The 20,637-nt window shown below is 69.9% G+C and carries 13 protein-coding genes; 4 read left to right on the top strand and 9 right to left on the bottom strand.

Translation table 11 applies throughout. From position 1 onward, the window contains the following. Nucleotides 1–3: 3 nt before the first annotated feature. Together ACQBAU_RS01390 and ACQBAU_RS01385 are read right to left on the bottom strand one after the other, a co-directional pair. Entirely contained in the window at nucleotides 4–1,623 is a 1,620-nt protein-coding gene (locus tag ACQBAU_RS01390) for a hypothetical protein (RefSeq protein ID WP_465256265.1), read from the bottom strand. A 173-nt stretch (nucleotides 1,624–1,796) separates the two neighbouring features. Further along, nucleotides 1,797–2,729, bottom strand: a complete 933-nt coding sequence (locus ACQBAU_RS01385; protein WP_465256264.1) for a LysR family transcriptional regulator — start codon at nucleotides 2,727–2,729, stop codon at nucleotides 1,797–1,799. Between the two features lie 105 nt (nucleotides 2,730–2,834). On the opposite strand from ACQBAU_RS01385, the gene ACQBAU_RS01380 reads away from it, so the two are divergent. Both ACQBAU_RS01380 and ACQBAU_RS01375 read left to right on the top strand, forming a co-directional pair. Next, on the top strand, nucleotides 2,835–3,845 hold the full coding sequence (locus ACQBAU_RS01380; RefSeq protein WP_465256263.1) for an EamA family transporter: 1,011 nt from the start codon (nucleotides 2,835–2,837) through the stop codon (nucleotides 3,843–3,845). 142 nt (nucleotides 3,846–3,987) lie between these two features. Beyond that, entirely contained in the window at nucleotides 3,988–4,839 is an 852-nt protein-coding gene (locus tag ACQBAU_RS01375) for a helix-turn-helix domain-containing protein (RefSeq protein ID WP_465256262.1), read from the top strand. An 11-nt stretch (nucleotides 4,840–4,850) separates the two neighbouring features. Here ACQBAU_RS01375 and ACQBAU_RS01370 read toward each other — a convergent pair whose 3' ends face one another. From ACQBAU_RS01370 to ACQBAU_RS01355, 4 genes are all read right to left on the bottom strand, one after another. Further along, nucleotides 4,851–7,094 carry a hypothetical protein gene (locus ACQBAU_RS01370; RefSeq protein ID WP_465256261.1) on the bottom strand — a complete coding sequence of 748 codons (2,244 nt, stop codon included), beginning with the start codon at nucleotides 7,092–7,094 and terminating at the stop codon, nucleotides 4,851–4,853. 254 nt (nucleotides 7,095–7,348) lie between these two features. Then, on the bottom strand, nucleotides 7,349–10,132 hold the full coding sequence (locus tag ACQBAU_RS01365; RefSeq protein ID WP_465256260.1) for a DUF4838 domain-containing protein: 2,784 nt from the start codon (nucleotides 10,130–10,132) through the stop codon (nucleotides 7,349–7,351). Nucleotides 10,133–10,286: 154 nt separating this feature from the next. Continuing rightward, complete coding sequence (locus ACQBAU_RS01360) at nucleotides 10,287–12,221, bottom strand: ABC transporter ATP-binding protein (RefSeq protein WP_465256259.1); 1,935 nt, start codon at nucleotides 12,219–12,221, stop codon at nucleotides 10,287–10,289. Then, nucleotides 12,218–14,206 (bottom strand): ABC transporter ATP-binding protein, encoded by a 1,989-nt coding sequence (locus ACQBAU_RS01355; protein WP_434548729.1) that lies wholly within the window; start codon nucleotides 14,204–14,206, stop codon nucleotides 12,218–12,220. The genes ACQBAU_RS01360 and ACQBAU_RS01355 overlap by 4 nt, the downstream gene beginning before the upstream one ends. A gap of 212 nt (nucleotides 14,207–14,418) precedes the next feature. Between ACQBAU_RS01355 and ACQBAU_RS01350 the strand changes: the two genes are divergently transcribed. Both ACQBAU_RS01350 and ACQBAU_RS01345 read left to right on the top strand, forming a co-directional pair. After that, on the top strand, nucleotides 14,419–15,033 hold the full coding sequence (locus ACQBAU_RS01350) for a bacterial proteasome activator family protein (RefSeq protein WP_434548730.1): 615 nt from the start codon (nucleotides 14,419–14,421) through the stop codon (nucleotides 15,031–15,033). Between the two features lie 4 nt (nucleotides 15,034–15,037). Next, entirely contained in the window at nucleotides 15,038–15,913 is an 876-nt protein-coding gene (locus tag ACQBAU_RS01345) for an alpha/beta fold hydrolase (RefSeq protein WP_465256258.1), read from the top strand. A 9-nt stretch (nucleotides 15,914–15,922) separates the two neighbouring features. Here ACQBAU_RS01345 and ACQBAU_RS01340 read toward each other — a convergent pair whose 3' ends face one another. From ACQBAU_RS01340 to ACQBAU_RS01330, 3 genes are all read right to left on the bottom strand, one after another. Next, nucleotides 15,923–17,560, bottom strand: a complete 1,638-nt coding sequence (locus ACQBAU_RS01340) for an extracellular solute-binding protein (RefSeq protein ID WP_434548732.1) — start codon at nucleotides 17,558–17,560, stop codon at nucleotides 15,923–15,925. A 79-nt stretch (nucleotides 17,561–17,639) separates the two neighbouring features. Further along, entirely contained in the window at nucleotides 17,640–18,893 is a 1,254-nt protein-coding gene (locus tag ACQBAU_RS01335) for a polysaccharide pyruvyl transferase family protein (protein ID WP_434548733.1), read from the bottom strand. Between the two features lie 215 nt (nucleotides 18,894–19,108). Next, nucleotides 19,109–20,113, bottom strand: a complete 1,005-nt coding sequence (locus ACQBAU_RS01330) for a LacI family DNA-binding transcriptional regulator (protein ID WP_434548734.1) — start codon at nucleotides 20,111–20,113, stop codon at nucleotides 19,109–19,111. Nucleotides 20,114–20,637: the final 524 nt, after the last annotated feature.

The raw sequence follows: 20,637 nt of genomic DNA, 5'->3' as shown, positions 1-20,637 counted from the left end.
TCATCACGCTGTCGCCCCGGCCGCATGGTTGACCCGTGCCAGGCAGTACATCGCCGACTCCATGGTGAGTCTCCCGAGCTCCATGTGGTTCGCCAGGATGGCGACCGAGTGGTCGAGCACGCGCGAGTCCCAGGTCGCGAGGTCGGCGAAGCCGGTGGACATCTGTTCCTGCCCGCTGGTCCCGATGCCGCGGGACCCGTCGACGAGTCGGAACACACTCGGGGAGCCGTCCTCGGTGAACGTCATCATGTTGTCGGTGAACGTGGCGGCGAAGCGGCGGATCGCCAGGTCGGGGAACGGCGGCCGGCCAGGCAGTCCGGCCTCGTGCAGGTCCCGCGCGAAGTTCACGTCATGTTGGGCGTGGCTGGTGTTCTTGATGATCCGGTTGGGTGGATACCACGGCCAGAAGCCGGACCGCGGATTGTCGATGTCCCAGCCGTTGTACGGGGCACCCTTCTGCCACCACGAGGGCCAGATCCAGGCCCGCCCGTCGCTGACGAGGCTGTTGCGCACCGTCCAGCCCATCGCGTTGGCCCGTTCGACGTACTGCCGGTCGCCCGTGACGCGCGCCAGCTGCACGATGGCCCGACCCAGGGGCGTGAAGTGACCGATCGCGTTGTCGAAGCCGGCGTTCCAGACCGGTGCGCCCGCTTGGGCCACGTAGTAACCCTCCCCCTCCTCGTTCTCCCGCCATTCCGGGTCGTGCACGGCGACGGCATCGGCGGCCGCCTCGAGGTACAGCTCCGCACGGTTGCGGTACGTCGGGTCGGACATCAGCGCCTCGTCCTCGCGAACGAGCCTGGCGAACAGCGCCATCGGATGCACGATGCTGCCGGTGTGGGCCCCGTACACGTACGGTGCCGAGACCATCGGGAACTGGCCCTGGGAGATCTCGTCCTGCCCGGACGGCTGGTCCCGCAGGTCGCGAATCGTGAGCAACACCCGGTTGGGCTTCTCGTACCGGAAACCTTCGAACATCCGCTTGAGCGCATAGTCCGGGCTGGCCGGGTCGACACTGAGGTTCTCGTACAGCGTGGTCCGGTTGTGGAACGTGTTGTGCGCCTCCAACCGGAAGGTTCCGGCCCCGGAGCCGGCAGTGATCGTGACGGTGGTGACGTCGCCCCACGACAGTGCCGTGCGCACCTCGAACATCGGCCGCCCCGAGCTGTCCGGGACGGTGGTGAAACCGATGGTGTAGAGGTGGTCGGCGCGCCACGCCGGGTGGGAATTGCCGGCGTAGTCGGTGACACCGCGTTCACTGTCCCGGTTGGCCAGGACGTGATCGATGTGGTCGACCATCTTGTCCAGGTAGTAGGTGTCGCGATGCGCCTGGTACATCAGCGCATATCCCTCCAGCGCGTACGCCTCACGCCACGCCAGTTTGCCGCTGAGGCCGGAGCTGTCCTTGTCGTTCGTCTCGTCCTTGACGCTGTTGCCGTTGTTGATGGCGGCATCCAGCCGGTCGAAGGCGGCCCGCGACGTGGGATGCGGTTGGGCAGGTTCCTCGGCCCGGGCGCGCGATCCCGCGGGAGTGAGCAGTCCGGCCGAGGTGACACCGGCAACGGCCGCACCGCCCAGGAAGAGACGTCGGGACACCGGATGGGACTCCTGGTCCTGGGGCATGTTCTCTCCTTCGAGGACGTGACCTGCGGCCCATGGGCCTGCGGGCGGAGCGTCGCCGCCGGCCGACCCACCGGTCGCCACGGCTACGCATGCCCAGTCAACCAACGCGGGAACCATTGGCCAAGGCTCTCGACAGGACAATCTGTCCGGCTCACCGGTCGTTCTGTCCGTGGTCAGCCCACAACCACGGCGTGGCGACGCTCGACCCGTCGTCCGACGTCGACAAGCGCGTCGAGCACATGTCGTACGGCCAGTCGCTCGGCCCGGTCGGGCCGCAGGATCGCCGAGATGTGGCGAATGGCCGGAACGTCGACCAGCTCTCGCAGGCAGACCCCACCGGCGGGCCCACTGGCCGCACTGGGCGTGGTGAACCGCGGCAGGATCGCGAGGGTACGGTTCGCGGCCACCAGCGACTCGATCAGCCGGTTGTCCCGCAGCCGCTGGACCACCCGGGGGGTCACCCCGGCGACCTGTTCGACGCCGTGCAACACCGTGTCGAACGGAAAGCCCTCCGGCACACCGACCCAGTCCTCGCCCGCGACTTCCACCGCAGTGACGGTGGAACGCTGTGCCAACGGGTGATCCGCCGCCATCACGACGTCCAGCGGCTCGTGCGCGATCGGGACCACGGTGAGGCCGTCGGTGCCCGCCGGTCGCGGACCGGTGAGGCTGTAGCCGATCACGATGTCGTTGTCGACGGTCAGCCCCGCGAAGGCGGCCTCGGCGATGTCGACGTCCGAGCACACCAGCTCGATCGCACCCTCACCCAGAGCCTGCATCGTCTCGGCGAACAGGAACGTGGCCACACTGGGCGGCGCCGCAAGCCGGACCGTACCCGAGGGCTCCCCACGGAAGGCGTCCCAGGTCGCCCTGACTTCCGCCACGGTGGTGCTCACCCGCGTCCCGCCGGCCGCCAGCAGCAGCCCGGCCTCGGTCAGCCGGAGTCCACGGCCGTCCGGTTGGACCAACGGCACCCCGAACTCCCGTTGGGCCTGCTTGAGCTGTTGCGACACCGCCGACGGCGTCCGGTGCGTGGCCGCCGCGACAGCGGTGACGCTGCCGCGCTCGGCCAGTTCGCGCAGCAGTTCCAGATGACGTACGTCCACGCTCGCTTCCCACCGTTCAGTCCCGGACAACACTGAAGCAGCACTACAGACTCAGTGTCAAAAGTATTGATTGTGCTGAATGAACAACTCTCCCATCATGGACCCGTGCCCGGTCCACATCGCCTTCTCGCCATCGGTGTCGTGCTGATGTGGGGCCTCAACTTCACCGCCATCGACCTCGCTCTCGCACAGTTCCCGCCGACCTTCCTGGTGGCACTGCGCTTCGGCCTCATCGCCATCCCGACCGTGCTGCTCGTGCCTCGTCCCGACGTGCCCCTGACGTGGCTGATCGGGTACGGCCTGGGGTTCGGCACCCTGCAGTTCATCTTCCTGCATGCGGGCATGGCGGCCGGGATGCCTGCCGGGCTGGCGTCGCTGGTGTTGCAGGCCTCGGCACCGTTCACCGTGCTGCTCGGGGCAGTCTTCCTGCGCGAGCGACTCGGGCTGCGCCACCTGGGCGGGATCGCGCTCGCGGCAGGAGGCCTCGCGGTCGTGGGCTGGCAGCGCTCCGGGACGACCGGGCTCGCTCCCTTTCTCCTGGTACTGGCCGGAGCCTTCGGCTGGGCCATCGGCAACATCGCCAACCGCAAGGCCGGGGCCCGCAATGCGCTGCACCTGACACTGTGGATGTGCGTCGTCCCACCCGCGCCGATGCTGGCGCTGTCGTTCCTGACGGAAGGACCGGGCCGCATCACCGCCTCGTTGACGACCATGACCACCCCGACCGGCACCGTGGCCCTGATCGCCTTGTGCTACTCGGTGGTGATCGCGACGGTCGGCGGGTCCGGCGGATGGACGTGGCTGATGGCTCGGCACCCGGCGGGCACCGTTGCCCCGTTCTCCATGATGGTTCCGGTGGTGGGCATGACGACGGCCTGGCTGCTGCTCGGCGAGCGGGTGACGACGATTGAGCTGGCAGGCGCCGCAACGATCGTCGGCGGCGTACTGGTCGCCACGGTGCAGCCTCACCGATCGACGCCCGACCCGACGCAGACCGAGACCGTGCCCATCGCGCCGACACCTCCTATTCTGATCATGAAAGCACGCGAAGACGCGATCGACAGCCCGCCCGTCTTCACCACTACTCCGCGAAGGGGCACATCAGGCCATGCGTAACCGCGTATCACCGTTGGACACTCGACAGGCCGCGGGACAGGTGTCGACTCCTTGGCGCGAGCAGCCAACCGAGGGTGAGCCCGCGTCGTCGGCCCGACAGTGGCCCGGCTGTCGCCAGTCGGGCCCGCCGCCGTCCGCGGTGGTGAGACCCACGGTCGGCCCGGCCCGACTGTGCAGCTACGAGACCACGGGCACCACCATTCCCGTGCACTTCCACGCGATGGCGGAGCTGACCCTGGTGCGGAGCGGATCGGGGACGATGCAGATTGCCGGTCGGGAACATGCGATGGCGCCCGGCCTGCTGTCGTACGCCGGGCCGAACGTGCTGCACGGGATCAGTACCGAGCAACCCGTCGGCAAGTCGGTGTGCATGTTCGACATGGGTCTGGTGGAGCCGCTGTTGTCGGGCGACCCGGTCGCCGACCGGCTGAATGCCGTCGGGAGCGAGATTCCGGCCGCCGTCCAACTCGACGCGTCGACAGCCGCGGCCGTCGGCGAGCTCTTCGACACGATCCTCGCCGAACGGCACCACCCCACGCGGCTCGGCGGCGGTGTGATGGCGGCGACGTTGATCATGCAGGCGTTGGTGAGCTTCCTGCGCCATGCCGACACCGCCGCACCGGACATCGACGTCGACGAGGGTGCTCACCACGACGAGCTGACCCGGGTGCTCGCCCACCTGCAGGAACACTTCACCCGGCCGATCAATCGCGCCACGGTCGCCCGAACGCTCGGGATGCGCCCGGCGGCCGTCAGCGAGGCGTTCACCGGGACCGGCAGCACGTTCACCGGCTTCCTGCAGCACTTGCGGGTCGGCCATGCCGTCGAGCTGCTGCAGAGCACCGACCTAACCGCTGCGGACATCGGCCAGCTCAGCGGATTCGGCACCTATCGCACGTTCGCGCGGGCTTTCGCGGCCGCCTGCCACACATCACCGCAGGCGTACCGCGATCGCCACCACCTCGACACGGCGGAGCGCCAGGTGGCGTCCTGATCGGTCGGGACTCAGGCCCGCCGCACCCGCGCCCCCAGGTCCTCTCCGACGCCGAAGGTCGCGCGGGTCACCATGGCTGCGTAGTTCTCCTCGGTCAGGTCCACCGAGACGTCCGGGTCGGGCACCGAGGCGGTGACCTCGCGAGCCTCCCCGGTCGCGTCGGTGTAGTTGATCAGGCTCGGCGTGACCGCGACCGGACGGGTGGGTCGATGGTCGACGACGAACCGCACCACGTCGGCGGGCGCGGTCGCCAGCGGCACCGCGACGCCGGCGGCCAGCTCGGCCGCGGTCACGAACGTCTCGACGGTACGGCCCGGGGCCGGGCGCCAGTCCTCGCCGGCACGCTCAGGTGCCAGCATCGCTGACACCACGAGTCGCAATCGGCCCCGGTGCCCCGAGGCAGCCGGCTGCGGGTCGGCGTAGGTCAACTCGGCGGCCGTCTGGTTGGCGGTGAACCAGCCGACCAACCGCTCACCCGTGCCACGCGGGGTCGGGCCCGCCGGCAGCTTCGTCAGCTGTCCGTACCTCACCTTGGCCATCGGGTTGTACTCGTAGTTGATCAGGTAGAAGTCGTACGCCTCGCTGACGACGTCGATCTCCCGGTCGAGCACCACACCGGACTTGATCAGGTACGCGATCGCGGTCATCAGCATCGGCAGCACGGCCATGTCGTGGCTGACCGAACGTCGTTGATTGAGCGGGTTCTCGGCACCGTCGTAGTACCAGCGACCGTCGGTGACCCACTCCCGCACGCAGTACCACACCATGCCCCGGGCCATCTCGAGCATCCGCCGGTCGTCGGTGTGGTGGCCGACCATCGCCACCCCCATGGCGCACAGGGCGACCACGTTGTCGGTGGCGTCACGGTGCGGCTCGAACTCGCCGGTCGGGTCGTACTCGGTCCAGTAGTAGGTCCGTCCCTGCCACACCCCGCTGTGGAACCCGTACCGCGGCAACTGGTGCCACACGAACCGTTGGGCGGCGTCCAGGTGGCTGCGGTCACCGGTGATCTCGTAGGCCCGCACCATCGACTGCGCCATCTGGCTCCCCACGTGGTGATCGGGCTCGTGCAGCTGCCAGCGGTAGCCGTACCCGTCGAGCCAGGACCAGTCGAACAGGTAGTCCCAGCCGCCGGCCCAGCGACGCGTCAGACCGGAGGCGGCCGCGTCGGCGTGCCAGTCGGGGTAGTACTCCTGGGTGAACCCGTTGTCGCCGTCGGCGGTGAACTGCGAGAAGTGCATGTACGCAAGGAGTTCCGCCCGGCGAGCCACGAGTTCGGGGTCGGAGCTGATCGATGTCGCAGGCAGGAAGTCGTTGTTCAGATGATCATGCATCCGACGCGGGTAGTAGGTATTGGAGTACGTGCCGGTCGTCCACGGGTGCGCGGTCACGATCGGCCGGTGGCGAATGTCGGCGGCGACCACCTTGCGCATCCGTTCGTCGGAGACGTCGGCGACCACCCCGAACGTCTTGTCCAGCACCGGCATCTCGGCGTGCACCCGCTTGACGGTCGCCGGTTGGGCCGGGTCCACCGTGAAGTAGTGGCGGCGCAGCAACGGCAGGCTCCACACCGACCTGGCCGCGGTGGCCGGATCGTGCGCAGCCGGTGGGAACATGCCCCAGAACTCCTCCGGCGGCAACTCCTCGATGATGTCGACCACGTCGGTCACCGGCACCGGGTTGCCCCACCCGTCGACCACCACGTCCGGCGGCGGTGCCCCCTCGCGCAGGGTGATCGAGTCGACGACGATCGTGCCGGTCTTGTCGGCCCCGGCCCGACCGGCGGCATAGACCCGCAACCGGAGCCGAGTGGTCGTTCGGGAGGCCCGGAAGTCGGTGCGGTACTCGGCCCACACGTCGCCGTGCTCGTCGGTGTTCAGCCACTGCGTCGCGACCCGGACACCGGCCTCGTCGAACTCCTCGACCAGGATCGTCGGCGTGCCGGTGCTCGTCGCCCGGGACACGGTGATCAGCGCGATCCACTGGTTCGCACCGACCGGGATGAACGGGGACGTCGCGACGGCGTACGCGGTCGCGGAGGTGTCGGCAACCTCCATCGCGCCCGGATCGGCATGCCCGTCGGCCCGCCAGGCACAGATGCCACCCCATCCCGCGGGTCGGCCACCCACACCGACGGCCGGGAAGGTGTCCTGCCAGATCAGGTCACCCTCGTCCGCCCACGCACCCCGGACGCCCAGACCCATCGCACCGGCCGCACCCAAGGTGGTTCCCAGGAACATCCTTCTCGACGTCATCGCCACTCTCCCGCCGTTCGTACCACCGCCTTGGTGGCAGGACGCAATCCTTCCGAACACCGGCCCCAAAGCGCCACCCGCCGTCCATCCCTCGTCGAGACCCCGGGCGATCCCCTGGTGGCTCGTGGAGAAGGGCGTCTCAGCGACACAGGCGACACATACGTCCAGCTGTGTCGCTGTGGCGCCCTTCTCTACGAGCCACCCGCCCCACGGCGCCCACGAAACCGCCCTGTCGACCCTCGACGAGCTCCGGGTCAGCCCCAGTGCGGGGCCAGCGGCTGCTCGGTGAGGTGCGGGCGAGCGATGACGATCGTCGCGGTACGCGCCCGCGGCCTGGGGATCCGTGCCTGGGACCAACCGTCGGCCGCCGGCGTCAGTGGCACTTCCTCTCCGTCGACCCACACCCTCGCCTCGTCGGGTGCGATCGCGAGCAACAACTGGGCCGTCCTGCTGTCGCGACTCGGCCGGACCGGCAGTTGCGCGCGCACCACCAGGCCTGCGTCGTAGCGGCTCAGACCTTGATCAACCGACGACAGGGCCGGGTCGTGGGCGCGGAAGTGCTGGCTGCTGATCCGTGGGTCGTACAGCCCCACCCGGCCCGCACTCCCGGTCAGGTCACAGATCGCCTCCCACGCACCGGTGACCGGCTTCGCCCCGGCCGGGGCCGGTGGTGCCGACGGTCCACGCCGCGGCTCGTCGGCCACCGGCGGCTCGATCACCGGCGGTGTCCAGGCGGTCGCCCTGTCGGCCAACACGAAGGGGGTCCCGTACAGGCCACCGGTGCCGAGTTCGTCGAGCACCCGGTTGTTGATCAACACCACGAACGTGTTGTCGTGGGTGGTCGACCAGCCGTCACCGAGGTCGAACACCTCCGGCAGGAAACTTCCCGAGCCCGTGATCAGCGGCGCCGCGACCCCGTTGACCCAGACCGTCGCCTTCTCGTCCACGTTGGGAAGCACCAGCCTCGGCCGCCCCGCCATCGCGGCCGCCGGCACCGTGCAGCGGTACCACGCCTGCCCCTTCACGTAGCGCAGCCCCTGCGCCGACCACGTGTGGTGGAGGTCGACCGTCGTCCAGCTGCCGTCCACCGCGGTCGGCAGTGCCTCCGTACCGCCGAGGTCGACCAGCAGGTCCCACTCCCGCGGCAGCGTGACCACCGGCGGTCCGTACGCGTCGACCTGCGCAGCCACCGCCTCGACGGCACGGCCGTGGAAGCGTTCCAGGTAACTGATCCCGGCCGGCCGCAACCCGGCCGGACTGTCCACCTGGGTCGCGGCGAACGCCTCCCGAGCGGTGGCCAGCGTCGCCACCGCGGTCGCGGTGTCCCCCTGCGTCTGCGCTCGCAGGCTGGGCAGCGTCACCGCACCGAAGGTGTGCACCCGCCGGACCACGTCGAGCCGCGCCAGCGCCGCGGTCGCCCCGGCGCCCGACAGGATCCCGGCTGCCCGGTCGAGGTGTCCGGCCAGTTCGGTCATCACCGCGTCCGGCAGCGAGTCGGGCATTTCGATCATGGAACCGGCGGTGAACGGCGCATTGGCGATCGTCGACTCGAGGCGGTCGAAGTAGCGCTGCACCTGTGTCGCCGCCGGGCCGTACGCCGACCGGTAGTAGTCGCCCATGATCGCCGCCGGGTCGGCCGTCGGGTCCCACATCAGCTTGGCGGTCAGGTAGAACGCCGGACCGTGGTGGCCCCAGCCGGCGATGCACTCCTGGCGGATGCCGCCGGTCGCCCCGAGCCGGGCGTACTCCGGGATCTCGTCGGCCATCTGCCGGGCGGCGGAGAACGGCATGCCCGGGTCGGCCAGGTTGCCGATGTAGCCACGGAACATCCACTCCAGCCCGAGGGACTTCCAGTCCTCGATCACCCGCAGCACGTAGCGGCGCTCCCAGCCGTCGGCGTCGGCGATCGACTTGCGCCGGTCGACCACGATCGGGGCGAAGACCGGCACGATCCGTGAGTTCGGCACCTCCCGCGCGGGCGGCTCCATGTACAGGTGGTACGCGTAGAACGCCAGCTTGAGGTCGGGGTGGTCGGCCAGCCGATCGAGCAACAGGTTGAAGAACTTGATGTAGCGGTCGGTGACGATGAGCTCACCGTAGAGCGGGTCGATCCGGCCGGGGACGTCCCAGTCGGTGACGCCGAACCCGCTGCCGTCGGCAGGCCCGAGGTTGATGTAATCGAGGTCGGGGTCGGCGGCCAGCAGGCGACGCATCTCGGCCTCACAGCGATCCAGCACCTCCGGCAACGTCACGTCGACCTGATTGGTCACCACCCCGTCCACGTGGATGTAGAGCTCCGGGTTGGTCGCCTTCGTCGCCCGCGGGTACATCGGGATCCCGTGGGCGCCGTACGCGCGAGTGGTGAGTCGGTGGCGGCGGTACCACTCGGCCGACTCCAGCGGGTCGACCGGTGAACCGGCCGGCAGCCGGCCGTAGTTGCTCACGGCCTGCAGCACCCGATCGACGAAGTACGGTGCCGACGCGAACTCACCGGCGCGTACGGCCAGGGTGGCAGGCAGCACGGTGCCGTACGGCCCCGGCTCGATCCAGCGCACGCCGCACCGCTCGAGCAGCTCGTACACCCCGTACAGGGTGCCGGTCTCGCTGCCGCCGACCACGGTGACCGCGTCGGCGGCGACCCGGACCGTGAAGCCTGACCGGTCCGACGGCGGCAACAGGTCGAACCGGTCGACCGCCGCGGCACCCAGCCACAGCGCCGGTTCCCCCGGATCGGTCGCCACCACGCGGGGCGCGACCCCGGTGACGGCGGTGACGTGGTCGACGAGCTCGGTCACGGCAACGGCCACGTCACCGGTCTCGTCCGGTGAGGCGACGATGGGGAGTCGGCGTTCGGTCGAACCGATCACCACCGGTGCCGGTCCGGCGGCGACCGCGGGGCCGGCGATGGAGGCGGCTGCGGCCACGCCGAGGCTGCCGCCGAGCACCGTACGTCGGGTCAGCCGTGGGCCACCGAGCTCGGCACCGCTGGGGACACCGTTGGACGCAGGGCCGTTCGAGACAGGAATGTTGGGGGACATGGAACTCTCCTTTGAGTGGGGGACACGGCCCGTGGGGCGAACGCGGGCACACGTCCTGGGTGATGCCGAGCATGCTCGCCCTCACTGCAACCGTCAAGGAGCTTGCTGCACACGTCTCAGCAGGACGTTGCAGGTCCGGGCGGCGGGCCCGCGCTCAGCTGGACCAGGCCTCCCACAGGCGGGCGTACTCCCCGCCCCGGGCCACCAGTTCGTGGTGGTCACCCAGCTCGACGATCCGGCCGTCGATCACGACCGCGATCCGGTCGGCGTCATGGGCGGTGTGCAGCCGGTGCGCGATCGCGACGACCGTCCGCCCCTCCAGCAGCGACGACATCGACCCCTCCAGGTGACGTGCCGTCCGCGGATCGATCAGCGAGGTGGCCTCGTCCAGGACGAGGGTGTGCGGGTCGGCGACCACGAGCCGGGCCAACGCGATCTGCTGGGCCTGCGCCGGGGTGAGCGCATGGTGACCCGACCCGAGCATCGTCTTGGTGCCGTCGGCCATCCGGGACACCCACGGCCACGCGTCCACCGTCCGCAACGCCGCCTCGACCACGTCGTCGCCGACGTCCTCGCGGGCCAGCACGATGTTGTCGTGGACCGTCCCGACGAAGACGTGGTGCTCCTGGGTGACCAGGGCGACCTCGGTCCGCAGTTGCTCGATCGGCAGCCGCACCAGGTCGACCCCGCCGACGGTGACCCGGCCCGTACGCGGACCGTTGATCCCGGCGAGCAGCCGGCCCAGGGTCGACTTGCCCGACCCGCTCGGCCCGACGATCGCGAGCCGCTCCCCCGGAACCAGGTCGAGGTCGACGCCGTGCAGCACGTCGTGGTCGCGGTAGGCGAATCGGAGATCCTGCCCGACCAGGTGCGGCCCGTCGGGCCGTTCGGGGCCTTCCTCCCGATCCGGCGGGACGTCGGCGATGCCGAGCAACCGGGCGGTCGAGGCCCCGGCCACCTGCAGCCGGTCGATCACGTGGATCAACTGGTCCAGCGGCCCGGTCACCATCGAGATGTACAAGGTGGCGGCCGCGATCTGGCCCATCGTGACCCAGCCGTTCGCGAAGCCGTACGCCCCGAGCAGGACGGTCAACCCCAGTGGCGCCCCGAAGCCGACGTTCAACGCGGCGAACAACAGGTTGCGCAAGGCCATCGTGTAGCGCTCCGCCTGCGAGGAGACCGCGATGTCGTGGTCGCCGGCGTCGACCCGGTCGCGCCGCAGTCGCAGCGCCTCCACCGTACGGACACCCTCGACGGTCTCGGTGAGGGTGGAGCCGATCCGGGAGTACGTCGACCCCTCGGTGATGTAGCCGCCGGGTGAGCGCCGCAGGTAGCGCCGAACCTGGATCATGGTCAGCCCGGTGCACACGATCATCGGCAGCGCGAGCAGCCACGAGTTGATCACCATCGCGACGAAGGTGAACAGGACGGTCGCCCCGGCCAGCAGGACGGTCGGGATCGCCCACTGGGCGGCGCCACTCATCGCGCCGACGTCGCGGGTCACGCGGGTGACCAGGTCGCCGGTGCTCGCCTGCTCGACCCGCCCCAACGGGAGCCGCAGCACCATCCGTACGACGAACTCCCGGGCGGTCGACAACAGGTCCTGGCCGAAGACGGTCGCCAGGAAGCGGGCACCGAAGGTGAGCAGGGCCTGCAACGCCACGATGACCGCGACGCCGAGGGCGAGTTGGTCGAGCCGCACCGTGTCCGCGCCCGGCACCGCACCGTCGATCAGGACGCCCAGGACGCGCGGCACCACCAGGCCCGCGACCGCGGCGAGCACGTTGACGACCAGCAGCAGGGCGACCAGTCCGGAACGGTGCTTGATCAGGTCGGTGACGAAGTCACGGACGGTCTCGCCGTCGGACACCGGCAACCCGCCGGCGCCGTCCCGGGACCGGCGGAAGACCCGCTCGGCCCGCCGCTCGCGCAACAGGTGCCGCTGCCGCCAGGCAGCCAGCCGGGCCGGGAACGTGCCGACCCGCGGTGGGACGAGCTCGGCCGGTACGACGTCGGGCTCGACCGGGTCGACGACCGCCGTACCGGGATCGCGCCACGTCGCGGCCGAGGTGCTCAGCAGGTCGCTCATGACTCGACCCCCCGCAACTCGTCGCCGCGCTGTACGACGTCGGCCAACGCCCGCCCCTGAAGGGGTACGTCGTCGGCGGCCGGTACGACTTCGCCGTCGGCCAGATCCGGGGCCACCGGGTCGACCAGTTGCTCGTCGAGGGCTCGTGAGACCACCGCCGCGTAGCGCGGGTCGGTCGCCAACAGGTCGGCGTGGTCACCACTGGCGACGGCCTTCCCTGCGTCGAGCAGGATCACGTTGTCGGCGTGGTGCAGCAGCAGCGGCGACACCGACGTCGCGACGGTGGTCCGGCCCCGACGATGCGCGGCCAGCCGCTCGGCGATCCGCGCCTCGGTGTGGGCGTCGACGGCCGAGGTGGGCTCGACCAGCACCAGGATCGGCGGGTCGACCGCGAGGGCACGGGCCAGCACCAACCGCTGCCGTTGGCCGCCGGACAGGCCCCGACCACGTTCGTCGATGCGGCCCTGCCAGCCACCGTCGACCGCCTCGTACACGTCCTCGGCCGCGGCCACCCGCAGCGCCGTCTCGGCCTGCTCTCGGGTCAGCTGACCATGCGGGTCGATCGCCTCCTGCAGGGTGCCGGCGAAGACCCCGGCGGCCGCATCACTGACCAGGACGGTGTCGCGGACGTCGGTCAGCCGGGCGTGGGCCAGGTCGACCCCGCCGAGCCGGACGCCCCAGTCACCGCCGACCAACTCCCGGTCCTCGGCCTCGGCGGCGGCGATCCGTTCCACCCGACGCAGCCGGGCCTGCTTGGCGGCCCGCCCCTTCAGCACACTGTCGTCCTCGGGGACCGGCGGCGTGGTGCGTCGCGGTAGGTAGCGACCGAGCCGGTCGGCCAGCGCCGCCGAGTCGTCGGGCACCGCGCTGACCACCACGGTCAACCTGCCGGCCGGGATCTCCGCCCCGGTGGCGTCGTCGACCAGGTCGGCGTCGCCGGCCAGGGGCTGGGGATCGTCGGGGTCCTGCCATGGTGTGCGCTGCCCCAGGACGGCCACCGCCTTCTGCGCCGACACCAGGCTGCGGACCCAGTGCTGGAAGGCGCGGAACAGGGTCTGCAGCGGGACGATCATGAACAGTGCGAACCCGAAGAAGCTGACGAGTTGGCCGACGCTGAGGCGTTGCTCGACGACCTCGTGCACGCCGAGCCAGGTGAGCAGCACCAGGAAGAGCCCGGAGAAGGCGACGCTCAACGCGTCCAGCCACGACTGGAAGAGCCCGGCCGACACGCTCGCCCGGCGGGTGCGCTGCGACTGCTCGGCGTAGTTGTCGCCGAACGTGCGCTCACCGCCGATGCCGCGCAGGATCCGGAGTCCGGCGACGATGTCGGTGGCCATCGAGGTCAACTGGCTGTTGCGGGAACGCTCCACCGCCTGCCGGGCGTGCATGGGCCGCAGCAGCGGCAGTGCACCGGCCAACAGCAGTGGTGACACCACCAGCACGATCAACCCGAGCAGTGGGGAGGTGCTCAGGATCAGCACCGCGACCACGATGAACCCGACGATGGCGCCGAACAGCGACGCGATCACCTCGGTGAGGTGGCCGAACTGCTCCCCGTCGCTGCCGGAGATGCTCAACACCTCACCGGTCGGGGTGCGGCGCGGCAGCACGTGCCCGAGCTCGGTCGACTTGCGCGTGATCAACTTCGTGGTGCCGTACGACATGATCAGCCAGGTCTTCACCACGTACGTGTGGGAGAGGATCCCGCCGACGGCGCCGACCAGCATCAGCGTCAGCATCAGGCCGACCCAGCGGAGCAGGTCGGTGGTGGACCCGGCGACGATCCCCTCGTCGATGGCCTTGCCCAGCAGCCACGGCCCCATGAACTGCGGCAGCAGCCAGACCACGCTGAGCAGGCACGAGACGGCGAGTGGGCGCCACTGTTGACGCATCATCCAGATCAGGAAGCGCGTCGGGGAGCTTGTGTCAGGCGTGTGCTCGGCTTCAGGGGTGTACGCCGTGACCCGGGGTGGGAAGTCCTTCATGGCTTGCTCCACGGTAGGCCGGGCCACCGACATGCGCCACCCCTTTAGGTCCGGTCCGGGGACCATTCCTACCGGACAGTAGGCCGACGCACCAATCCCGGCGCGGCCGCGGCCCTGCCGACGGCTTCACCGACCGGCTGGTCTGGCCGACCGTCGGCCCGGGTGCCGACGTCGTGGCGGCGGGGCGAGCGGGTGGTCGTAGGATCGGCACCATGTCTGAGCGCACCGGTGGATCAGCAGCCGAAGGAGCCGAGCAGGGCGCCCCTGCCGTCACGGCCCGCACCGAGGACGGCCGGGTGATCCTGGTGACGCCGAGCGGGATGGCCGTCGAGGGTCCGCCCGAGACGCAGGAGCAGGACGCCGCGACCCCGGAGGGCGGGTCGGACGACGACCGTGCCGCCCTGGCCGACATGGTGTCGCAGCCCGACAAGGTGATGCGGATCGGCACGATGACGCGCACCCTGCTCGCCGAGTTGAAGGAGGCACCGCTGGACGAACAGAGCCGGCAGCGGCTCCGTGACATCCACCGGACCTCGATCGCCGAGCTCAAGGAGGGTGTCAGCCCCGAGCTCGCCGAGGAGCTCGGCCGGCTGGCCCAGCCGTTCGAGAGCGACACCCCGTCGGAGCCGGAACTGCGGATCGCGCAGGCCCAGCTGGTGGGCTGGCTCGAAGGGTTGTTCCAAGGCATCCAGACCGCACTGTTCGCCCAGCAGATGGCCAGCCGCGCCCAGCTGGAGCAGATGCGCCGCGCACTCCCGCAGGGTCCGCCGGCACCGGGCCAGGCTCCCGGCGACGAGGGGCCCGGCCGGAGCGGCATGTACCTCTGACCTGATGTCCGCCACGATGGTCCCACTGCCCGATGGGACAGCGCTGGGCACGTGGACCACGGGCACGCCGTCAGCGGAGCGGCTCCCGGTGCTGCTGATGCACGGCGGTCCCGGCGTACGCGACTACCTCGCGCCCGTCGCCGCCTGCCTTGACGACACCTGGCTGGTCCATCGCTACGACCAACGAGGCGTCGGAGTCTCCCGGTGGCGGGGCGCGCACACGCTCGACCGGGCAGTGGCGGACGCCATCAGCCTGCTCGACCACTGGGGCCACCAGAGAGTGACTCTTGTCGGTCACTCCTTCGGAACCAACCTGTCCAGCTACATCACCCTCGCCCACCCGGAGCGCGTCGGTGGACTCGTCCACCTGTCCGGACCGTTCCTGGGACCACGGTGGCGGGACGGCCAGAAGCGGGCCGAGCAGGCGCGCCGGTCTCCCGCCCAACAGGCCCGACTGGACGAGCTCAACGCCCAGGACCGGCGGAGCGATGCCGAGGACATCGAGCACCTCACCCTGTCGTGGTTCACCGACCATGCCGACCAGTCCCGGGCATGGCAGTGGGCTGCCGAGTCCGCGCGAGCCGCACGCCCGATCAACTTCGCCATGAACCAGCAACTGAACAGCGCCGAGCGGGCCACACCGCTGGAGGACAGGATGGACGAACTGCGGCAGGTCGCGCCCGCCGGGACCACGATCATCGGCGGTGCAGGCGATTCGCGACCCGAGGCCGAACTGCATGTCGTTGCTGAACAGCTGGGCGTCGAACTGGTGGTCATCCCCGACGCCGGTCATGACCCCTGGCTCGAGCAGCCCACCGAGTTTCGCGATCTGCTCCGATCGGCTGTCGCCAAACAGGACCTGATCGCGATGTCCGGCTGAACCGGCCCGTCACTGCTTCGCGAAGGCTTCCTCGTACTCCCCCCGAATGGCGTCGCCGCCGTCGGAGCGCCATTTCTCGACCGCGGACTGCCAGGCCGAGACCGGATCCCGGCCCGTGAGGACGCTCGCACGAACGTCGTTCAGTTGTCGGAGAAGCTGGGACGACTTCGCGGTCGAGGTCTCGGAGTACAGCCCGAGGGTGGGGTCGGGCGGAACCATGGCCAGGGCCGCTTCCTGGTAGTCGAAACGGGCCTGGGAGACCCGCTGCTTGCCCGGGTCGTAGATCATCTGGGGTGCGTCGCCGACGTAGGCGAAGGGCACCAGCCGCAGGGTTGCCCCGCTCTCGGTCAGGATCGGGTCCGAGCCGTCGAGGGTGTACGTCTCGCCCTCGACGCCGTACGCCTTGAGCAGGTGCTCCGACGAACCGAACGGGGCGGCCAGCCAGTTCAGGGTGCGGAGCAGGAACCTGACCCGTTCGGGATCGGACTTCTTGATCAACGTCGTCGACGCCTGTACCGAACCGCCCCGGTGGACGGGCTCGGCCGACCCGTCGTAGGCGAACATCTGCAGCGGCGCCATCGTGAAGCCGTCAACCGGTTCGCCCCATGCCTCGTACTTGCTCCACCCGGCGAAGCCGCCGAACACCAACGGCACGGTGCCGTACGTGAACCAGTCGTTGCGCATGTTGTTGGTGGCGGCGATGGACTCGGGATGGAACACCCCGGCCTGCCACAGCTCGGCGACGTCGGCGAGCGCCTGGGCATAGCGTTCGTCCTCCATCTCGTGGACGAAGGCGCCGGCCTGCTCGGTCCAGCCGCTCGCGACTCCCAGCGACGCAGCCAGGAACGAGGCGATCGCCCCCGGGTCAGCGCTGCCGAACCGCTTGTTGTCCGGGGAGGTGAGGCCCTTGAGCAGAGCGAACAGTTCGTCCTTGGACTGCGGCGCCATCGACAGACCTTCGGCGGTCACGATGTCCTCGCGCAGCAGGCCCGGCGCCCCGATCGGTACGCGAGGGATCGGCACACCCCACAGTCGCCCGTCGATGACGTTGCGCTGCCACGACCGGGTCGGAATCCCTGCCAGGTTGGGATAGTCGTTGATGGCGTCGCCGGCCAGGAACTCACTCAGGTCGGTGAACTGGGCCCGCAACAGGGCCGGGAACTGGGCCGGCCACGCCGGCCCGTCACCGACCACGCTCACGAAGTCCGGCAGATCGCCACCGGCGATCGTGGTCGCGAGCTTGCTCGCGTACTCGCCCGACTGCACCCAGCTGATGTCGAGGGTCCCGCCCATGGCCTCGTTGATCGCCTGCCACATGGGGTTCTGGTCCATCCCGGGCGCGAGCGGATCGTAGGTGTACGTCAGCGCCGAGACGGTCTCCCCGTTCAACGGCGGCTCCGGCACCGAGGCCGTCGGGTCGGTCGGATACTGGAAGAAGGCACTCATCCCCTGGTGGGCACTCACCAGGTCAGGCTCGGCGGTCACGGGGTCGGTGTAGGTGGGCATGGCCACGTTCCCGGCCGGGCCGGACTGTTCGTCAGGCGTCGAGCCGGTCGGGCCACACCCGACCAGGCCGACGGTGGCGGCGCCAACGGCGGTGGCCGCCGTGCCGGCGAGCAGGGATCGTCGAGACAGGTGTCGCGTCATTGCGGGACTCCTCTTCCGGAGCGGATGGTGGTGTCGTTCTGTTGTTGTTGATCAGGCGGTGTTGATCACGTTCGTCCGGTCAGGCGGTGACGGGTGCAGCAGCGGCAGCCCGAACCGTTGCCGCCATCGAGTCGAGCAGGGCCCGGCCACGGTCCCGGCCCTGTTGGCTGTCCTGCTTGGATGCGGCCGGGTCGTCGACCCAACGCTGGATGGCGCGTTCCACGGCTGCACCTGGGTCTGCGCTCTCCAGCTCGATCACCCAGTCGCCGAGCCCGAGCCCTGCGTACATCGCGCCCTTGATGGTGTCGGTGGGTTGCCGCAGGTAGATCGCCGGGACCCCCTCGGCGATGGCGATCAGAGGCGAATGGCATTCGCTGCTGAGCACGCCGGCGGCGCGACGGTACACCGCGGCAGCCTCCTGGAGCTCCCAGAAGCGAGGCAGGACGTGAACCTTGTCGGCGACGTCCTCGGGGAAGGCGCCGGCCAGGTGGGCCTGGGCGAACTCGACCGCGTAGCTCATCTCCGGCACCACCAACGCGGGATGTCCGGTTCGTCGCACCCACGCGACGATGCCGCGGCGCAGGGCCGCCAGGTCGTGCTCACGGTACCCGGCACTGTAGGCGGCCTTGCGGAGGTCATCGGCCTGCGGCTCGTAACCACGGATCTCGTGGTACGGGGTGAAGCGCAGCCGGGGCACGGCGCAGATGAACTCGCCTTCCACCAGCCCGTACTCGGCCAGCACGGCCGCCCCGTCGGCGTCGTCGTAGAAGTCACACAGCACCGTGGCGTCGGGTCCGAAGGTCACCACCTCGGACCGGATTCCCTGTGCCTGCAGGAACGTCGCGGTCAGCACGTCACGGCAGTAGACGAACGCCGCACCGTCCAACAGCTCACGCCGATCCGCGGGCACCAGGTCGCCGGACACCGAGTCGATCATGGTCGCCGACAGGTCCAGTGGACCGATGTAGGGCCGCAGCGGATCGACGGTGATCCCGAAGAACCCGTACGGCTTGCCGGTACGGCTTCGCCACGCGGCCACTTCCCGGTGGGCGACCATGTCGGGCCCGGAGCCGTGGACCAGCACGTCCACCTCCGCGGCGAACCGTTCGACCTCGGGAGCCCACTCCGCGTCCGAGAGTCGCCCGGTGACCACCTCCACGGTGGGGAAGTAGCGCGTCAACATGTCGCGTTCGCGCTGGTCCAGGCTCAGTGCGAGCAGGGTCACCCGGGCATCGGGATCGTGGCGCAACAACGCCGTCAGGGTCCCCGGGGTGTGGGCGACATCCCCGATGTTCACCGTCTGCCAACCCGACACGACGCCGATGTGCACCATCGAAACCTCCAAAGCCCCACCGGTGGAGCCACGCGACAACTGACCGGCCTCAGGATGGCAATGATTCACCGATGAATCAAGGGTGACGGCCACATTTTGGACCGACCTGAGCCGGACCCCTCGTAAAAGAGGGCGCCACAGCGACACACGTGGACGTCAGCTCCACCTGTGTCGCCACAGCGCCCTTCGGCACGACGGCCCCCTGTCACGGCCCTTCAGGCACGCAGAGCGGCCGTCGACCCCCGGTCGATCAGCTTCGGTGCCGGCCGGCGGACGAGTGACGAGGCTCCCGACCGCCCGTTGATCATCTTCCGCAGTGTCAGGTATCCGCGGCGGCCGGCCTCGGCCAGCGGCATCCGCACCGTCGTCGGCGCGGGCCGGAAGTGGTCGGCGGCCGGCAGGTCCTGGAACACCACCAGCGACAGGTCCTGCGGCACCCGGACCCCCAGGTCGAGCAGTGCGGCCAGGGCGCCCGGCGCCGCCGTCACGTTGTCGATCACCATCGCCGTCGGTGGCCGTGGCTCGCTCATGACGTCGCGTACCGCGGCGTCGATCACCGTCGGGTCGAACCCCAACAACTGCATCCGACCCGGGCGAACCCGCAGACCTGCCGCATCCATCGCCTGGCGGTACCCGGTGGCGCGGGCAGCGGTCGGACTGTTGACCCCACCCACGAGGGCGATGTCGCGGTGGCCGAGACCGATCAGGTGCGAGGTGGCGAGCCTGACACCCGCTGCGTCGTCGGTCCACACACTCGTGGGTGCGTCGGCGACGGGGGTCTGCAGGATCACGAACGGCAGCCCGCGACGACTGAGCTCGTCGCTGCGCTCGCTGCCCCACTCGGTCGCCCTGACCAGGAATCCGTCCACCATGCCGCTGCCGGCCATCCGTGCCATCAGGTGGCTGCCGGGCTCGATCCACGTCGAGTCGGCCAGCAGCAGCACGTCACCGTGCTCCTCGGCCGCGGCCTGGATCCCCCGGATCGCGAGCTCGAACACGGGGTTCGCAATCTTCGGCACGACCGCGGCGATCACACCGGTCCGGGCCGAGCGCAGCGCCTTTGCCGCGTGGTTGGCGCGATAGCCCGTCTCCAGGGCGGCCTGTTCCACCCGCAGCCGGGTCGCCTCACTCATCCGGACCGTCCGGCTCGAACCGCCCAGCGCCGCCGACACCAGCGCCGGTGACACCCCGGCCCGCGCCGCAACGTCCTTGATGGTCACCACCGCAGCCTCTCCCCTCCGTGCCCGACCCGGCGAGCGTTCATTGTTGCACCGGGAGCCCGGGTGTCACGCCGGGCCGGGCGGCCCGCCACGTCCGCACTCACCGCCGATCCGGGTCGCGGACATGGTCCTGACAAAGATTCTTTCGGAGTTTTTTCGCGCCTCGCAGGGCGGGTTCGGCTACCTGAGTACTCCACCCCGACGTCGCCGGATTCGGAGGCTACTCATGGGTAGCTTGTGAGTACACCGACGTTGGGCGTCGGTCCTTGTCAGCAGACGAATCGAGGACGCGGAGCCGTTTCGCAGCCCTTCGGGGAGTGACTACACAGTCTGAGTACCCCTACCTACACAGGCCTTCATGTGCTACCTAGCCAAAGACGGGCATGAGGTCCTACCGATCCGGCTTGTTGGGTCATCCGTGGGCTGCAAACGTAGACACAGCAACGAAATCAGAGGGAACCTCCGGCTCATCGATGGCCGTCGGAGGCGAGATGTTGAACCAGAGTCAGACGGATCGGAGCTTC

The sequence above is a fragment of the Carbonicoccus niuqiaonis genome (genome assembly GCF_050157065.1).
Taxonomy (GTDB): domain Bacteria; phylum Actinomycetota; class Actinomycetes; order Propionibacteriales; family Propionibacteriaceae; genus Avipropionibacterium.
The sequence above is the reverse complement of the archived record's forward strand: the minus strand, read 5'-3'. Positions and strand labels throughout refer to the sequence as shown.

Coding starts and splice junctions, on each gene's coding strand:
- ACQBAU_RS01355 (WP_434548729.1), bottom strand. CDS start 14,206: ATGAAGGACTTCCCACCCCGGGTCACGGCGTACACCCCTGAAGCCGAG.
- ACQBAU_RS01345 (WP_465256258.1), top strand. CDS start 15,038: ATGTCCGCCACGATGGTCCCACTGCCCGATGGGACAGCGCTGGGCACG.
- ACQBAU_RS01365 (WP_465256260.1), bottom strand. CDS start 10,132: ATGTCCCCCAACATTCCTGTCTCGAACGGCCCTGCGTCCAACGGTGTC.
- ACQBAU_RS01340 (WP_434548732.1), bottom strand. CDS start 17,560: ATGACGCGACACCTGTCTCGACGATCCCTGCTCGCCGGCACGGCGGCC.
- ACQBAU_RS01370 (WP_465256261.1), bottom strand. CDS start 7,094: ATGACGTCGAGAAGGATGTTCCTGGGAACCACCTTGGGTGCGGCCGGT.
- ACQBAU_RS01335 (WP_434548733.1), bottom strand. CDS start 18,893: ATGGTGCACATCGGCGTCGTGTCGGGTTGGCAGACGGTGAACATCGGG.
- ACQBAU_RS01390 (WP_465256265.1), bottom strand. CDS start 1,623: ATGCCCCAGGACCAGGAGTCCCATCCGGTGTCCCGACGTCTCTTCCTG.
- ACQBAU_RS01360 (WP_465256259.1), bottom strand. CDS start 12,221: ATGAGCGACCTGCTGAGCACCTCGGCCGCGACGTGGCGCGATCCCGGT.
- ACQBAU_RS01350 (WP_434548730.1), top strand. CDS start 14,419: ATGTCTGAGCGCACCGGTGGATCAGCAGCCGAAGGAGCCGAGCAGGGC.